This is a genomic window from Sphingomonas sp. S2M10 (genome assembly GCF_012650175.1).
Lineage (GTDB): Bacteria > Pseudomonadota > Alphaproteobacteria > Sphingomonadales > Sphingomonadaceae > Sphingomonas.
Map to the genome: position 1 here is coordinate 527,682 of NZ_JAAILI010000008.1, position 14,978 is coordinate 542,659.

General features: G+C 67.5%; 16 protein-coding genes and 1 tRNA gene. 7 read left to right on the top strand and 10 right to left on the bottom strand.

Annotation, left to right across the window (positions count from 1 at the left end):
• Positions 1-40: 40 nt before the first annotated feature.
• The 4 genes from cmk (at position 41) to S2M10_RS03940 (ending at position 3,464) form a co-directional block, all read left to right on the top strand.
• The gene (gene cmk, locus S2M10_RS03925) at positions 41-667 is read left to right on the top strand and encodes a (d)CMP kinase (protein WP_168844946.1); all 627 of its coding nucleotides are present in this window, start codon (positions 41-43) and stop codon (positions 665-667) included.
• A 487-nt stretch (positions 668-1,154) separates the two neighbouring features.
• Complete coding sequence (gene rpsA / locus S2M10_RS03930) at positions 1,155-2,867, top strand: 30S ribosomal protein S1 (RefSeq protein WP_121074891.1); 1,713 nt, start codon at positions 1,155-1,157, stop codon at positions 2,865-2,867.
• A 184-nt stretch (positions 2,868-3,051) separates the two neighbouring features.
• Complete coding sequence (locus S2M10_RS03935) at positions 3,052-3,330, top strand: integration host factor subunit beta (RefSeq protein WP_168844947.1); 279 nt, start codon at positions 3,052-3,054, stop codon at positions 3,328-3,330.
• Between the two features lie 47 nt (positions 3,331-3,377).
• Positions 3,378-3,464 (top strand) — tRNA-Leu (locus S2M10_RS03940).
• A 13-nt stretch (positions 3,465-3,477) separates the two neighbouring features.
• Here the strand turns inward: S2M10_RS03940 and S2M10_RS03945 are convergent.
• Positions 3,478-3,981, bottom strand: coding sequence for an NUDIX domain-containing protein (locus tag S2M10_RS03945; protein ID WP_168844948.1), 504 nt, complete (start codon positions 3,979-3,981; stop codon positions 3,478-3,480).
• Positions 3,982-4,082: 101 nt separating this feature from the next.
• Here S2M10_RS03945 and S2M10_RS03950 point away from each other — a divergent pair, with 101 nt between their 5' ends.
• Positions 4,083-5,543: an ABC transporter substrate-binding protein gene (locus S2M10_RS03950; protein WP_168844949.1), complete on the top strand. Its 1,461-nt coding sequence runs from the start codon at positions 4,083-4,085 to the stop codon at positions 5,541-5,543.
• Positions 5,544-5,552: 9 nt separating this feature from the next.
• Positions 5,553-5,972: a DUF4112 domain-containing protein gene (locus S2M10_RS03955; protein WP_168844950.1), complete on the top strand. Its 420-nt coding sequence runs from the start codon at positions 5,553-5,555 to the stop codon at positions 5,970-5,972.
• 45 nt (positions 5,973-6,017) lie between these two features.
• On the opposite strand, the gene S2M10_RS03960 is transcribed toward S2M10_RS03955, so the two are convergent.
• From S2M10_RS03960 to S2M10_RS03975, 4 genes are read right to left on the bottom strand one after another with little or no spacing between them, the layout of a single operon-like run.
• The gene (locus tag S2M10_RS03960; RefSeq protein WP_168845114.1) at positions 6,018-6,410 is read right to left on the bottom strand and encodes an antibiotic biosynthesis monooxygenase family protein; all 393 of its coding nucleotides are present in this window, start codon (positions 6,408-6,410) and stop codon (positions 6,018-6,020) included.
• 5 nt (positions 6,411-6,415) lie between these two features.
• A complete protein-coding gene (locus S2M10_RS03965; protein WP_168844951.1) occupies positions 6,416-7,123 on the bottom strand; it encodes a ribonuclease T in 708 nt (235 codons plus the stop codon).
• A gap of 11 nt (positions 7,124-7,134) precedes the next feature.
• Complete coding sequence (gene nadC, locus S2M10_RS03970; RefSeq protein ID WP_168844952.1) at positions 7,135-7,980, bottom strand: carboxylating nicotinate-nucleotide diphosphorylase; 846 nt, start codon at positions 7,978-7,980, stop codon at positions 7,135-7,137.
• A 32-nt stretch (positions 7,981-8,012) separates the two neighbouring features.
• Entirely contained in the window at positions 8,013-8,975 is a 963-nt protein-coding gene (locus tag S2M10_RS03975; protein WP_247650597.1) for a helix-turn-helix domain-containing protein, read from the bottom strand.
• Positions 8,976-9,120: 145 nt separating this feature from the next.
• On the opposite strand from S2M10_RS03975, the gene S2M10_RS03980 reads away from it, so the two are divergent.
• Complete coding sequence (locus S2M10_RS03980) at positions 9,121-9,510, top strand: helix-turn-helix transcriptional regulator (RefSeq protein ID WP_168844954.1); 390 nt, start codon at positions 9,121-9,123, stop codon at positions 9,508-9,510.
• Positions 9,511-9,514: 4 nt separating this feature from the next.
• On the opposite strand, the gene nadA is transcribed toward S2M10_RS03980, so the two are convergent.
• The 5 genes from nadA to S2M10_RS04005 all read right to left on the bottom strand — a co-directional run bounded on the left by nadA (position 9,515) and on the right by S2M10_RS04005 (position 14,514).
• Positions 9,515-10,516 (bottom strand): quinolinate synthase NadA, encoded by a 1,002-nt coding sequence (gene nadA, locus S2M10_RS03985; RefSeq protein WP_168844955.1) that lies wholly within the window; start codon positions 10,514-10,516, stop codon positions 9,515-9,517.
• A 141-nt stretch (positions 10,517-10,657) separates the two neighbouring features.
• The gene (locus tag S2M10_RS03990; protein WP_247650598.1) at positions 10,658-11,434 is read right to left on the bottom strand and encodes a hypothetical protein; all 777 of its coding nucleotides are present in this window, start codon (positions 11,432-11,434) and stop codon (positions 10,658-10,660) included.
• 89 nt (positions 11,435-11,523) lie between these two features.
• A complete protein-coding gene (locus S2M10_RS03995) occupies positions 11,524-12,390 on the bottom strand; it encodes an MBL fold metallo-hydrolase (RefSeq protein WP_168844956.1) in 867 nt (288 codons plus the stop codon).
• 121 nt (positions 12,391-12,511) lie between these two features.
• On the bottom strand, positions 12,512-14,149 hold the full coding sequence (locus S2M10_RS04000; protein ID WP_168844957.1) for a M56 family metallopeptidase: 1,638 nt from the start codon (positions 14,147-14,149) through the stop codon (positions 12,512-12,514).
• Entirely contained in the window at positions 14,146-14,514 is a 369-nt protein-coding gene (locus tag S2M10_RS04005) for a BlaI/MecI/CopY family transcriptional regulator (protein WP_168844958.1), read from the bottom strand. Before S2M10_RS04005 ends, S2M10_RS04000 begins: the two co-directional genes overlap by 4 nt.
• Between the last annotated feature and the right edge of the window lie 464 nt (positions 14,515-14,978).

Consider the following 14,978-nt stretch of genomic DNA (forward strand, 5'->3'; position numbering starts at 1 on the left):
AAGCGCTTGACCTTGCTCGCGATGCTGGCGAGTGGACCGCATGATTATCGCAGTCGACGGCCCGGCAGCTTCGGGCAAGGGCACCATCGCGCGCGCCCTCGCTCGCCAGTACAACTTGCCGCATCTTGATACCGGCCTGCTCTATCGTGCAGTCGCCGCGACGGTACTGCGCGAAGGCCTGGACCCGGCGAAGGAAGCAGACGCCGTCGCGGCCTGCGGGTTCGACGATTCGCTGCTCGCCGATTCGTTTCTGCGCACCGACGATGTCGGCCAGGTGGCGTCGATCGTCTCGGCACATCCGCTGGTGCGCGCCGCGCTGCTGGCGCGGCAGAAGCGTTTCGCCCAGCAGCCCGGCGGGGCGCTGCTCGACGGGCGCGACATCGGCACGGTGATCGCGCCCGACGCCGAAGTGAAGCTGTTCGTCAAGGCGACCCCGATGATCCGTGCCCAACGCCGGCATCTGGAATTGCGCAAGAACGGCATCAACGTCAGCCTCGACAAGGTGCTCGCCGACATCCGCGCCCGCGACGAGCGCGACTCCAAGCGCAGCGAGGCGCCGCTGGTGCAGGCGGTGGACGCGGTGACGCTGGACACCAGCTTCCTGTCGATCGACGCGGCGGTGCAGCGGGCGATCGAGATCGTCGAGAAGAAGCGGGCGGCAGGGTGACCTAATCTAAGCCACTCCCCTTCAGGGGAGGGGTTGGGGTGGGGCAGTGTCTCACCGAGACCGACAGATGTTCTGGAATCCCTCCACCCCAACCCCTCCTCCAAGGAGGAGGGGCTAAGTAAAGCAGTCGGCCGCGATCCCGCACCTGACCAGCCCCGCGCCTGGCGGCGCGGCCCCTCCACAATTGGCTGCGCCAATGGTCCCCCTCCCCGTGCCGGGGAGGAGTTTCAGGCCCCGAAAACCTTGCGTTTCCACCCCATCCGGAGTAAGCCGCGCGCATCCTGCGGGCGGGTGCTCGTGGGGGATGGCGCTGGAAGCCTTCTTCCATGCGCCCTTTTCGCGTATCGACGCGACTTGCTCGTCCTCCACTGGAACCCGTGCGAAGGATGTCGCGACCGGCATTCGGCCGCCGCGGCATTTCTGGCCCACAAGACCGCCGGATCCAACCGGTTGGCCGGAAAAAACGAACGTTAGGAACCACTTTTCTATGGCCACTACGGCAACCCCATCCCGCGACGATTTCGCGGCACTGCTCGACGAAACCTTCGGTCAGGCGGACGGCTTTGAAGGCCGCGTCGTGATCGGCACCGTCACCGGCATCGAGAACGACCTCGCCGTCATCGACGTGGGCCTCAAGTCCGAAGGCCGCGTGCCGCTGCGCGAATTCGCAGCGCCCGGCCAGAAGGCGGACCTCAAGGTCGGCGACGAAGTCGAAGTCTATGTCGACCGCGTCGAGAACGCGAACGGCGAAGCGATGCTCAGCCGCGACCGCGCCCGCCGCGAAGCCGCCTGGGACAAGCTTGAGGCAGAATTCGCCCAGAACACCCGCGTCGAAGGCGTCATCTTCGGCCGCGTCAAGGGCGGCTTCACCGTCGACCTCAACGGCGCCGTGGCCTTCCTGCCGGGCAGCCAGGTCGACATCCGTCCGGTGCGCGACGTCACCCCGCTGATGGACATCGCCCAGCCCTTCCAGATCCTCAAGATGGACCGCAAGCGCGGCAACATCGTCGTGTCGCGTCGCGCGGTGCTCGAGGAAACCCGCGCCGAGCAGCGCTCGGGCCTGATCCAGAGCCTCGCCGAGGGCCAGGTGATCGACGGCGTCGTCAAGAACATCACCGATTACGGTGCGTTCGTCGACCTGGGCGGCATCGACGGCCTGCTGCACGTCACCGACCTGAGCTACAAGCGCGTCAACCACCCGTCGGAAGTGCTGAACATCGGCGACACCGTCCGCGTTCAGATCATCCGCATCAACCGCGACACGCAGCGCATCTCGCTGGGCATGAAGCAGCTCGAGAGCGATCCGTGGGATGGCGCGAGCGCGAAATACCCGGTCGGCGCCAAGCTGTCGGGCCGCGTGACCAACATCACCGAGTACGGTGCGTTCGTCGAGCTGGAAGCCGGCATCGAGGGCCTGGTCCACGTGTCGGAAATGAGCTGGACCAAGAAGAACGTCCATCCGGGCAAGATCGTCTCGACCTCGCAGGAAGTCGAAGTCGTCGTGCTCGAGGTCGATCAGGAAAAGCGCCGCATCTCGCTCGGCCTCAAGCAGGCCCAGCAGAACCCGTGGGAAAAGTTTGCCGAAGAGCACCCGGTCGGTTCGACCGTCGAGGGCGAAGTCAAGAACGCCACCGAGTTCGGCCTGTTTATCGGCCTGGACAACGACGTCGACGGCATGGTCCACATGTCCGACATCGCCTGGGGCATCTCGGGTGAAGACGCGCTGGCCCTGCACCGCAAGGGCGAGACCGTCACCGCGATCGTGCTCGCCGTCGAAGCCGACAAGGAGCGCATCTCGCTCGGCATGAAGCAGCTCGAGCGTGGCGGCGTCGCCGCTGCCGGTTCGACCGGTGGCGCCGATCGTCTGGGCAAGAACTCGGTCGTCACCGTCACCGTCCTCGAAGTCCGCGACGCGGGCCTCGAAGTGCAGGTTGGCGACGATGGCGCGACCGGCTTCATCAAGCGCACCGATCTCGGCCGCGACCGCGACGAGCAGCGTCCGGAGCGTTTCCAGGTCGGCCAGAAGTTCGACGCGATGGTGACCGGCTTCGATCGTTCGAAGAAGCCCACCTTCTCGGTCAAGGCGATGCAGATCGCCGAAGAGAAGCAGGCCGTGCAGCAGTATGGCTCGTCCGACTCGGGCGCGTCGCTGGGCGACATTCTGGGTGAGGCGCTCAAGGCCCGCAGCCAGAACAACTAATCTTGCGACCTGAAGAGGGGCCCGGGCACTGCGAAAGCGGTTTCCGGGCCCTTCTTTTTTGATTTTAGGACACCATCAACCACATCTTCTGGTTGATGCAGATTGGAAAAAAGCGCTAGAGTTTCCTTGGGGATAGCCGTTTCGCGGCCATTGGGGGGCGCGTTTCGCCAAGGGAGGGGCCCGGATGATCCGGTCTGAGTTGGTTCAATTGCTGGTACAGGAAAATCCCGGTCTCTCGATCCGGGAAGTCGAAAAGATCGTCTCGATCTTCTTCGACGAGATTGTCGGCCGGCTGAGTGAAGATGGTCGCGTGGAGTTGCGCGGCTTCGGGGCATTCTCGACCCGCGCGCGCGATGCCCGCGTCGGTCGTAATCCGCGGACCGGCGAGTCCGTCGAAGTGGACGCCAAGCGCGTCCCCTATTTCAAGCCGGGGAAGGAGATGCGCATCCGCCTCAACATGTGATGCGCGCTTGACACGCGGCGTGCGGCAGCGTCTTGGCTGCCGCCCTCGCGGACGTGGCGGAACCGGTAGACGCCGGAGACTTAAAATCTTCTGCCCCTCGGGGCGTGCGGGTTCGAGTCCCGCCGTCCGCACCATGCCTGTCGGTGGTCACCAGTTCTCGGCGACCGCGCGCCCTTCTCGCCACTCGGCGAGCCGGCGCGCGGTCCCGCTGGTGATCTCGAACGGGAGCGCATCCAGATCGAAGGCATGCGCCTCGACGATTTCCAACGACGGTCGGAAAACGAAGGTGACCTGCTCGACCAGCACGAGCGTCACGGTGTCGCGGCGAAAATTGGGCCGATGCTGCAGCGTACCCAATATGCGGATCACCCCGTGCGATACCATGCCGGCCTCTTCGCGCAGCTCGCGTAACGCCGCTTCCTCGGCACTTTCGCCACGCTCATGGCCGCCACCGGGTAGATGCCAGCCCTTGATGTAGCTGTGCCGAACGAGCACCACCTGCCCCTGCGGCGTGATCGCGATGGCGCGGACTCCGCGCGTCTGCGGGCGCGTGACGAACCAGCCGATACTTCGCACCAGCATATAGCCGCGCAAGGCGCCGGCGATCGCGGCGGCGGCAACGGGATGCGAGCGGAAACGGGATAGCGTCATCCCGCCTTAGTAGGCGCGGCCGCACGCGCGCGGAAGCCTCCGGGCTTGGCAGCACGTGCCCGCTCCCATAGAGCTTGCGCTCCGCCGACTGGGACCCGCCGATGCCACGCCCGCGCCTGCCCGTGATCGCCCTCCTGCTGACCGTCGCCGCGTGCGGCGGTCCCGAAGGCCAGCGCAAGGACGACGCGCCGGTGGTGGTCAGCGCGATCGGCAGCGACCGGCTGCTGGTGGACCCAAGCGCGACCACGATCGACCATGCCCAGGCCGTCGCTCTCGGCGCTACCGCCCAGGGCCTGGTGCGGTTCGATCGCAACGGCCAGATCGAGCCCGCGCTGGCCGAGCGCTGGAACGTGTTCGACGATGCACGCAGCTATATCTTCCGGTTGGGCGAAGCGACTTGGCCCGGCGGCCAGCCTGTCACCGCCGGCGAGATCGTCCGGGTGCTTCGCCGAGCGGTGGCCGCAAACAGCAAGAGTCGGCTCGCCCCTTATCTCGCGGTGATTGACGAGATCGTCGAGATGACGCCGCAGGTGATCGAGGTGCGACTGAAAAGCCCGCGCCCCGATCTGCTCAACCTCTTCGCGCAGCCGGAAATGGCGGTGTTCCGCGCGCCCAGCCTTGCGGGATCCGGGCCTTTCCGCATCGTGCCGGGCAAGCGGGACGGCCTGTTGCTGCGGCCTGCCGAGCAACCCGGCGACGATCCCAGGGCGACCCCCGCCCCGCAGGAGCTGGTGCGCCTGCGGGGCGAGCGCGCCGCCGCCGCCATCGCTCGCTTCCGCGACGGGGCCTCCGATCTGGTGCTCGGCGGTACGCTTTCCGATTGGCCGATCCTGGCGGCGGCGGGAATCGCGCCCGATAATATCCGGGTCGACTCGGCAGCCGGGCTGTTCGGCCTCGCCATCCTGCGGCGCGACGGCTTCCTCACGACCCCGCAGAACCGCGCCGCCATCGGCATGGCGATCGATCGCGGCGCGCTCACCTCGGCGATCGCGCCGGGCTGGGACCCGGCCGAGACGATTCTTCCCGCCCAGATGGATTCCTCGGCTCCGCCCGCACCCGGTAGCTGGATGACCGTAGCGCCCAACCAGCGCCGTGCGCTCGCCGCCCAGCGCGTCCGCGAATGGCAGAGCGTGCATCGCGGACCGGTGGAGATCACCCTCGCGCTTCCCTCGGGCGCGGGCGCGACCCTGCTATGGGGGCACCTCGCCTCCGCCATGATCGCGATCGGGATCACCCCCAAACGCGTCGGGCTGGGGGATCCCCGCGCCGACCTGGAACTGGTCGATGCGGTCGCCCCTTATGATAGCGGCCGCTGGTATCTCGCCAATGCATGCCGGGCGTGCTCCGACGATACCGCCACCCTGATTGCCGCCGCCCGCGATGCGCCCGACCTCTACAACCGGGGGCACCGCATCGCCGAGGCGGACGCCATGCTGGCAAGCGACGTCGCCTTCCTCCCGCTGGCCCAGCCGCTGCGCTGGTCGATCGTCGCGCTGCGCCTGTCGAACTGGCAGGGGAACGCGCGGGCCTGGCACCCGTTGAATCACCTGCGCAAGCAGTGAGGTCAGCGAATGGCACGGGCGACAAGGTTGAATGAAGATGTCGCGCAGCGGCTGCCGATCGGCACCGATGCGATCGCGGTGCGCCAGCGGATCGAGGGGATGGAGCGGCTGCTGGAAGGCATGGTGACCATCCCCGGCACCCGCCGCAAGGTTGGGCTGGACGTGCTACTGGACTTCGTGCCCGCGGTTGGACCGAGCGTGGCGGCGGCGATGGGCGCCTATCTCGCCTGGGAGGCGCGCAACCTCGGCATGCCGAAACGCACCATCGCACGGATGGCGGGCAATATCGGTGTAGACTGGGCGCTGGGCATGATCCCGTTTGTCGGCGCGATCCCGGACTTCTTCTTCCGATCGAACACGCGGAACCTGCGGCTGGTCAAACGATATCTCGACAAGCATCACCCAGCGAGCGTGGTGATCGAAGGATAAGGTTCCATCTTGCGCCCCTCGCCTGGAGGGAGGGGCTCAAAGCCATCAGCTCCGCGTCGCCGATCCCGAACCTCCCAGAGGCATCGTTTCCGCGATCGTTTCCATCCCAGCGATCAGCGGCCGCCCCCTGCCGATCGCGGTGCGCACCGCCGGTAACGCGAGCGCATTAACATGCGCGTCCTTCGACTCCCACACTTCGGTGATCCACAGCACGTCGCCATCGGTCGCGTCGCGCGCGACAATGTAGCTGAGGCAACCGGGCATCGCCGCCGTGCCTTCGATGAGGATCGCGGCAAGGGCATCGCGCTGACCGGTCTTCGCCGTCATCTTGCCGATCAGGCCATAGCGCGCGCCCTGCGCTGCGACACGGGCAGCGGCGGGAGTCGCTACGGCCAAGGCCGCCGCGCCTGCGAGAAAGCTGCGTCGCTCCACCGTCATGCCGATCATCCCCGCCAGATCTTCAGGGGCGTATCGTCGCCCACACCGCCGGTGCCCGCCTCGCAGCGATGATAGCGAAAGCGGGTGTCGAGGCACAGCCACAGCTCGTCCAGCCAGCCTTCGCGGGTCGTGGTCACGCGAATCGCGGCCGCCGGGATTGCGCGGTTGCGAGCGGCGAAGGCGCGCTTGAAGTCGCCCACGGTCGGCGCGCCGCGCGACAGCGCCTCCATGTCGGGATAGCGGATCGCGCGGTAAAGCTTGGTCGAGCGCTGGAAATAGCCCGCCGGTGTCGTCTGCATGCAGGTGCCGTGCTTGGCCCATTCGTGCTGGATCAGTTGTTCGGAGGGCGTGGCGCACATCGTCTTGCGGATCAGCGCAGGCGGCAGGATCGGCGTCGCCTTGCAATATTGCGGCCAGGTCTTGCCCGCCGCATCCGGCCACAGGCCGTGCAGGGTGAAGCCGAAGCGGTTATCGCCGCCGCAGCGGAAGCCGCTGTCCGGCGTGTCGCCTCGCGCGCGGCACAGGCCCGGCGACCAGGTGAGCGCCAGCGTGTAGCTGCTGATCGGCAGCACGCGGCGCGGCTCCTTCGCGCTGGGCAGATCGGGCAGCGGCCGCGCAACCTTGCGCGGCGCAACGCACATCTGCGCCTGTGCCAGCGCCGCGCCCGGCAGCAGCGCCGCCGCCAGCGCCACGCTTCCCACCACCCATTTCATGCCCGTCTCCCTCAAACGCTCGCGAAATCCAGTCCGATATCGGCCGCCGGTGCCGACTGGGTCAGCCGCCCGACGCTGATAAAGGTGACCCCTGTCTCGGCGATCGCGCGGATCGTGTCGAGGCGAACGCCGCCCGATGCTTCGGTGGGCACCCGGCCCGCCACCAGCGCCACCGCCTCGCGGAGCACCGGCGGGGCCATGTTGTCGAGCAGCAGATGCGTCGCGCCAGCGGCCAGCGCGGGCGGGATCTGGTCGACCCGGTCGACCTCGACGATGATCCGCGCGATTCCTGCCGCGACGGCGCGTGCCACCGCCGCTTCCACCGATCCGGCGACCGCGACATGGTTGTCCTTGATCATCGCCGCGTCCCACAAGCCCATGCGATGATTGGTCGCGCCGCCCATGCGCGTGGCATATTTCTCCAGCACGCGCAGGCCGGGCAGCGTCTTGCGGGTATCGAGCAGCGTCGCGCCGGTGCCGGCGATCGCGTCCACATAGCTGCGTGTCATCGTCGCGATGCCGCTGAGGTGCTGGACCGTGTTGAGCGCCGAGCGCTCGGCGGTGAGCATTGCCCGCGCCAGGCCGCGCAGCCGCAGGAGCGCGGTGCCCGGCGCCGCCGACGCGCCCTCCTCCACCAGCCGTTCGATCTCCACGGTGGGATCGAGCGCACGGAAGAAGGCCTCGGCGATCGGAAGGCCCGCCACGATGATCGGGTCGCGGCTGTCCATCACCCCTTCGAACCGTGCTTCCGCCGGGATTACCGCAGCGGCGGTGATGTCGCCGCCCGGGCCGAGATCCTCAGCGAGCGTGGCGCGGACGAACGAGTCGCAATCGAAGCCGGGGAGCAGCAAGGTCATGACCGGGCTGTAGAATCCCCGGCCGCGCGCGTCTACGCGATCTGCAGCGGCTTGGGCCGACGATCACGATAGTTGGCGGCGGGATCGTCGAAGCGGAAGCCGCCCGCCGCGAGCCGGATCAGGATCTGACGGACATGCAGCATGCTCGTGCGGCTCTCCTCGATGCGGTCAGGATCCGAGAGCGCCTTTTCCGCCACCACCACGCCGCGCGCGCGCCGCACCAGAATGCCCGATTCGATCATCACGGCGACGCGGCGATGCGCGGTCGAGGGCGGCAGGCCCAGCGCACGCGCGATCGACCCGGTGGAGACGGGTTGCAACAGCGCATCGGGCGGCGCGGGGCCGAAATTGGCATAGGCCAGCGCCAGATCGCGGTTGTGGCTCAGCGGCCGCGCATTGGCGCAAAGGATCGCATTGGCCAGTACCAGATCGGTCCAGGACTGGAAGCGATGCGCGTGAAATTCGATGCCGGTCAACAGCACGTCGTGCGCAGCGGCGAGCCCGGTATGCCAATCATAGCCGATATGCGGGCGCGTCTCCGGCAGCGGCACGCCGAAGTCGTGCATGTCCTCCACCATACGGACCAGCGCATCATGGTTGCCGCGGAACAGTGCGACGATCTCGGCGCGCCCGTGCACCGCTTCCGGCACGGTGACGCCGGCGGGGCCACGCGCGCACAGGCCTGCCGCGCACAGGGCGTGAATGTGCCGCCGCATCGTCTCGAACGGACGTCCCAGCGAGGCAGCGAGCGCGTTGATGCTGATCGCCTTGGCCGCACGCCCCTCGCCGCCGGCATGGCCCGCCCCGTGCGGGGACAGCATTTCGCTGGCGCGCGCCACGACCATGAAGATGATCGCCCGATCCAGGTCTCCGTCCAGTGCCCGCACGCCGGCCGCCACCATGCTGGTCTCCAGCTCGGCGATCAGACGCACGATCAGCCGTCCGAACGGCGTGGCGGCATGTTTGCGGTCGCTGGCGGGCGCAGATCGGATCATGTCCTGCATCAACAAAATCGGCCCCAGCGGGAAAAATACCACAAGTCTCCATTCTCCCCACCCAGAATGAGTACCCTGCGATTTGCGAATCGTTACTAGCCCAGATCAATGCGCTGGTCGACGCTCCTGAGGTCGCCGTATCAAAATGACGCATCCGACGCTGCCCGAAAGCTGGCCGGAAAACTGGATCGCTGCCGCCACCCTGCTGCGATGCCGCCGGGAGGCGCTGGGCATCTCGCTGGACGCCCTGGCAGATCGCACGCGCGTCAGCCGCAGCCATCTGGCGGCGATGGAAGCCGCGCGCTTCGATCGCTGCGGTGCGCCGATCTACGCCATTGGCTTCGCCCGCGCTGCGGCGCGGGCACTAGAGCTGGCGGACCCACCGGTTACCAGCGAAGTGCGCGCGGGCTATGCCGAACGCGCGCCTGCGCCTGCGCCGGCCGCTGTCCTCCCGGCGCGGCGTCTGATCCCCAATCTGGGGATCGCAACCACGGCGGCGCTGCTGCTGTCGTTGCTGTCGGTGGTCCGCTCCTGAGCGATCAGGCCGGCACCGGACCCAGATCGCCCTGCCCGACCGTGCCGCTCGCCAGCGCGAGCATGCGATCGAGGCTCTTCTTCGCCTGGACGCGCAGCCCCTCCTCGATTTCGATCTTCGGGCTGAGGTCGCGCAGTGCGAGGTAGAGCTTCTCCATCGTGTTGAGCGCCATATAGGGGCAGATGTTGCAGTTGCAGTTGCCGTCCGCCCCCGGCGCGCCGATGAAGTTCTTCTCCGGCATCGCCTTCTGCATCTGATGGATGATGTGCGGCTCGGTCGCGACGATCAGCGTGTCGCCGGGCATCGTCTTGGAAAAGTCGAGAATGCCCTTGGTCGAGCCGACATAGTCGGCGTGATCGAGGATATAGGCCGGGCATTCGGGATGCGCGGCGATCGGCGCGCCGGGATGCTCGGCCTTGAGCTTGAGCAGCTCGGTCTCGCTGAACGCCTCGTGGACGATGCACACGCCCGGCCACAGCAGCAGCTCGCGGCCGGTCTTGCGCTGGAGATAGCCGCCCAGGTTGCGATCCGGGCCGAAGATGATCTTCTGCTCGGGCGGGATCTGCGCGAGGATCTTCTCGGCCGAGGAGCTGGTGACGATGATGTCGCTGAGCGCCTTCACCTCGGTCGAGCAATTGATGTAGGTCAGCGCGATGTGGTCCGGGTGTGCCGCGCGGAAGGCGGCGAACTGGTCGGGCGGGCAGCTGTCTTCCAGGCTGCAGCCGGCGTCCATGTCGGGCAGCACGACGATCTTGTCGGGCGAGAGGATCTTGGCGGTCTCCGCCATGAAGCGCACGCCGCAAAAGGCGATCACGTCCGCGTCGGTCTCGGCCGCCTTGCGGCTGAGGTCCAGGCTGTCGCCGACGAAGTCCGCCAGGTCCTGCAGTTCAGGCTTCTGGTAATAATGCGCGAGAATCACGGCATTGCGTTCTTTCCGCAGCCGCTCAATTTCGGCGCGGAGATCCAGTCCCGCCAAGCTGCCGCCGATGCCGTTGCGCGCGTCCATCCCTAAACTCCCGTTGTGCGCCCGCCACATGGCCCGGCGCGCACCCCGGATCAAGGGCGTGCGGCCATGCGCCTACCGTCGTGCGTACATCGCCGTTCAGCGATCGACTTCGCGCGGCATGCCACAGCTGTCCTCACCTGGTCATCCGCCCAAGGGGGTGGAGGGAAATTGCGGCGTCATCGGACGATGGCTGCCGGCCGTTCCTGCCGTGATGCGCTGGGCAAGCCCGGTGCCCAGCGGACTGAACGCGACCACATCGGCAAGGGCCTGGACCCCCAGCATCATCGCGATGCCCCAGAACCAGGCGGGGTGGACGCGCCCCGCCCGCCGCTGGTCCGCGATCGCGCCGATCACCGGCAATACCAGCACCGCGGCCACCACCACCCACCAGGCAAAGGGCATGAACAGCGGCATGGGCAGCAGCCTCCCCAGTCCGGGTCCGCAAAGGATCGCCATGCCGCAATACATCAGCCGGCGGTGCCACCCAGTCTGCCGACGCATCGTCAGCGCAGCGCCGACAAAGCCGGCAAAGAGCAGCAGTTGCAGCGGGTTGCTGATCAGGAACTGGCGTACGTCGAAGAAGAAAGGCGCACCATGCTGCACCGACAGCACGGTCATCAGCGTGCCCAGCACTACCATCACTGGCACCCAGAGCAGCGCCACCCAGCCGAGCCTCCGATGCAGCGTCACCGAACCGCCATCGACCAGCAGATTCTGCGTGATGTACAAGGCGATCCAGCCGAAAAACACCAGGGCGTGGAGGTGAAAGATTGCCGGCACCGCGAAGCTGGACCGGCCGGCGACAATGCTGAGCGAGAAGCCGGCGACATCGATCGCGCCCATCACGAATGCCATGACCAGGAAAAACCGGGTATCGCCCGAGCGCACCCGGGGAAGTCCCTGTACAATCGTTGCCATGTGCCCACCCCCTCCAATATGGAGGCAGCATAGCTATACTTGGTCGATTCTACAATCAATTCACTGTCGACTACGACCGTTACGGAGTATTACTCGGCGCGCAACCGCCAGCCGTCCGGCACGGGCGCGACGCGTCCGCGCGTCTCGAGATCGAGCAAATGCGCCAGCACCGAGCGACCTGCCGCGCCGTGCAGCCGCGGATCCAGCCCCACATACATGCGCTCCACCATCGCCGGGACCGCCTCCACGCCCTCTGCCAGCAGCCGGAGGATCTGCCCCTCGCGCTGCTTGCGATGTCCGGCCAGGCCCCGCACGAACCGGTGCGGATTGGCCACCGGATCGCCATGCGCCGGATAATAGATGCGGTCCTGTGCGCGGCCCATCAGCGTTTCCAGGCTGGCCATGTACGCCGCCATGTTGCCGTCCGGCGGCGCGACCACGGTGGTCGACCAGCCCATCACATGATCGCCGGTGAACAGCGCGCCGCTTTCCTCCAGCGCAAAGCAGAGATGGTTGGAGGTGTGCCCCGGAGTCGCCACGGCGGTGAGCGTCCAGCCCTGCCCCGCCACCTGCTCGCCGTCCGCCAGCACCGCATCGGGCGCATAGCCGAGATCGAAGGACGCGTCGGCGCGGGGGCCGGCGTCCTCCAGTACCAGCGGCGCGCAGCCGATGATCGGCGCGCCCGTCGCCGCCTTCAGCGCGGGCGCGGCGGGGCTGTGGTCGCGATGCGTGTGCGTGCACAGGATCGCCCGCACCGGCCGGCCGCCGATCGCCGCTTGCAGCGCCGCCAGATGATCCGCCTCGTCCGGGCCGGGATCGATCACCGCCACGTCGGTGGTCCCGACCAGATAGGTCTGCGTGCCCGTGTGGGTGAAAGGCGAAGGATTGTTCGCGAGCACCCGTGTCACCAGCGGTTCGAGTGCGATCGCGAGGCCCGTGGGCGCGTCATCGGTCATGCAACCGCATGTGGGCATTTCGCCCGGCGAGGCAAGCGCGGGGTGCGGGACCGGCCCCGAAGGAGTAGGCCGGCCCCGCCGAGAACGCCGCTGCGGGGCAAACTGCAGCGACGCGCTACGCTTAATTGTCGCCGTCGTCCTTGGCATCCTCGCGCAGTTCGGCGAGCGCTTCGTCGATTCCCTTCAGCGCCTCGGCACGCTGCGAGGGGCTGAGGCTCGACTGGGCGTCGATGGTCCGGCGGGCGTGCTGCAGGCTCATCAGCGCGCTGGTCATCGCCATCTGCTTGCTGTGTACGGCCATCCGGGCGGTGTGCTCGGCATCGAACGCCGCCATCCTGGTGGCATTGGAACTCATCGCGGCGATGCGATCGCTGCAGATGATCATCACCTGCTTGTTGCCTTCGCTGCGGTGCTCCACGGTGGGTTCGCCGCCCTTGCCGCAGGTGCCGTTGCGGATCTCCGGGATGCTTGCCTGGATCGCGGCCATATCCGGCATGTCGATTTCCTGGCGCGATCCGTCGCGCTGGATGATCACCATCTTCTTGATGCTCTTGCCGTCGCTGACCGTCCGATCGATGCGGACGACATGATGCTTCCCGACCGGCTTCTCAGGAACGGCCGGTGCGGCGGGGGACTGCGGCGCGCGCGGCGCGGCGGGAGCAGCCGGCGATGCCGGGGCCACGGGCGCGGCGGGCTGCGTCGGCACGTCCTGTGCCTGGATGGCGGCGCTCATCTCGACGCGGATCCGGTCGGCTGCCTGGCTACCGGAGGCGGTGAGCGCGAGTGCTACCAGCGAAATGGTGGTGATCCCGGCCAGCCCCGCGCCGATGCGGATGGGGGAAAGCTTCCGGTGGATCGAGAGCATGCGTAATCTCCCTTTGACGTCGTTGATGGTGTGGAGGTGACAAGCCGCCGAGACCGCGCCCCCATGCGCGGACTTGACGATCGCACGGCCATAGGCATGGCGCAGTGCCTGGGCGCGGCCGGCGAGCACCAGGGCGTCGCAGGCCATTTCCTGGTCGGCCCGAAAGGCGCGGAACGCCCGCCATGCGACCGGATTGAACCAATGGGCGGCCAGCACGATCAGCGCGGCCCAGTTGGCGATCAGGTCGCCGCGCAGATGGTGGCCGAGTTCGTGGGCGAGCGCGAGATCGCGTTCCACCTCGTCATAGCGATCGGCAAAGTCGCGCGGGAAGGCGACATATTTGCGGAAGATGCCGAAGGCGAGCGGACCGTGCGCGGCATCGGTCTCGATCACCCGCACCCGCCCCTCGGCCACGGTGCGGTCCACCCGCGCCCGCGACAGCAGATTCCGGCAGAAGCGGCGATGTGCGAACAGGTGATAGCCGAGAAACAGCAGCGCGCCGATCGCCCACAGGCCCAGCAGCAGCAGCGCGACGCTCGGCCCGCCGGGCGCATGGGTGGGCGCAACCAGCGCGGCCGGCACATGCTGGCCCGCAGCGCTCAGATCGATCTCGAGCACCGCGCTCTTGTCGATCGCCGGCGGCAGCACGGCGGGGTTCATCACCCCCATCACCACGCCCTGCCCCTGCTCGGCCGAGCGGGTGAGCGGCGCCAGCAGCTGGCTCAGCTGCCATTGCCCCGGCAGCGGCGGCAGCAGCATCCGCGCGGCGGGCAGCACCCACAGCGCATAGGCGAGCTGCGGCCCGAAGGCGCGGCGCACCGGTCCGCGAAGGGCGAGCGCGAGCAGCATCAGCAGCGTGCTGGCCGCGAGCGTTTCGATCCACCAGCCGATCATTGCTTGAGCGCCTTCAGCAGCGCCTCGATCTCGGCGATGTCCTGGTCGGTGATGGCGTCGCGTTCCGCCAGATGCGCCACCAGCGGGGTCAGCCGACCGCCGAACAGCCGGTCGATCAGCTTGCGCGATTCGCCCACGACATAGTCGCCGCGGGCGACGAGCGGGCGATAGCGATAGCGCCGCCCCTCTTCCTCATGCGCGATGACGTTCTTGGCGAGCAGCCGCCCGAGCAGCGTCTTGACGGTGTTGGCGCTCCAGTCGCGATCGGCGGGCACCCGCTCGGCGACCTCCTGCGCGGTGAGCGGCGACTCTTCCCAGAGCACCTCCATCACCGCATGTTCGGCTTCGCTGATTCGCTCGGTCATACACCCTCACTGACTACGCATGTAATCGCCTTGATTACGTGTGTAGTCAAGGTGCTGAATACGGGATGAACCGGATGCGGCACCGCTGAAACCGTCGGGGGAATTTACACCCGTCGGGCCAGGTTAACGGCGCTTCACCATCGCACCCCGCACAACGCCGTGGATCCCGAAAACTGGCACGCGCCCTGCAAAGTAGAAGGCACCCGGAGCATTCCCCAAAAATGCTCCAGCGTCCCCCAAAGACGCTTCAGGGCGGGTCGATGGTTCACCGGCATGGCCATCGACCCGCCCGCACCGGGGTTTTTCCAAGCCCCCTACAGCCTCATGCCCTCCCCTCATCCTGCGCCAACCTCGCACACCGCCGTCATCCCCGCGAAGGCGGGGATCCATTAATGGGCCCGGCGCGGCTCTTTCGGTGACGTCCTGGCAAATGGATTCCCGCCTTCGCGGGAATGACAATCATT

Coding starts and splice junctions, on each gene's coding strand:
- S2M10_RS03965 (WP_168844951.1), bottom strand. CDS start 7,123: ATGAAATGGGTGGTGGGAAGCGTGGCGCTGGCGGCGGCGCTGCTGCCG.
- nadA (WP_168844955.1), bottom strand. CDS start 10,516: ATGGACGCGCGCAACGGCATCGGCGGCAGCTTGGCGGGACTGGATCTC.
- rpsA (WP_121074891.1), top strand. CDS start 1,155: ATGGCCACTACGGCAACCCCATCCCGCGACGATTTCGCGGCACTGCTC.
- S2M10_RS03990 (WP_247650598.1), bottom strand. CDS start 11,434: ATGGCAACGATTGTACAGGGACTTCCCCGGGTGCGCTCGGGCGATACC.
- S2M10_RS03980 (WP_168844954.1), top strand. CDS start 9,121: ATGACGCATCCGACGCTGCCCGAAAGCTGGCCGGAAAACTGGATCGCT.
- S2M10_RS03960 (WP_168845114.1), bottom strand. CDS start 6,410: ATGACGGTGGAGCGACGCAGCTTTCTCGCAGGCGCGGCGGCCTTGGCC.
- S2M10_RS03945 (WP_168844948.1), bottom strand. CDS start 3,981: ATGACGCTATCCCGTTTCCGCTCGCATCCCGTTGCCGCCGCCGCGATC.
- S2M10_RS04005 (WP_168844958.1), bottom strand. CDS start 14,514: ATGACCGAGCGAATCAGCGAAGCCGAACATGCGGTGATGGAGGTGCTC.
- cmk (WP_168844946.1), top strand. CDS start 41: ATGATTATCGCAGTCGACGGCCCGGCAGCTTCGGGCAAGGGCACCATC.
- nadC (WP_168844952.1), bottom strand. CDS start 7,980: ATGACCTTGCTGCTCCCCGGCTTCGATTGCGACTCGTTCGTCCGCGCC.
- S2M10_RS03935 (WP_168844947.1), top strand. CDS start 3,052: ATGATCCGGTCTGAGTTGGTTCAATTGCTGGTACAGGAAAATCCCGGT.
- S2M10_RS03955 (WP_168844950.1), top strand. CDS start 5,553: ATGGCACGGGCGACAAGGTTGAATGAAGATGTCGCGCAGCGGCTGCCG.
- S2M10_RS03950 (WP_168844949.1), top strand. CDS start 4,083: ATGCCACGCCCGCGCCTGCCCGTGATCGCCCTCCTGCTGACCGTCGCC.
- S2M10_RS03975 (WP_247650597.1), bottom strand. CDS start 8,975: ATGATCCGATCTGCGCCCGCCAGCGACCGCAAACATGCCGCCACGCCG.
- S2M10_RS04000 (WP_168844957.1), bottom strand. CDS start 14,149: ATGATCGGCTGGTGGATCGAAACGCTCGCGGCCAGCACGCTGCTGATG.
- S2M10_RS03995 (WP_168844956.1), bottom strand. CDS start 12,390: ATGACCGATGACGCGCCCACGGGCCTCGCGATCGCACTCGAACCGCTG.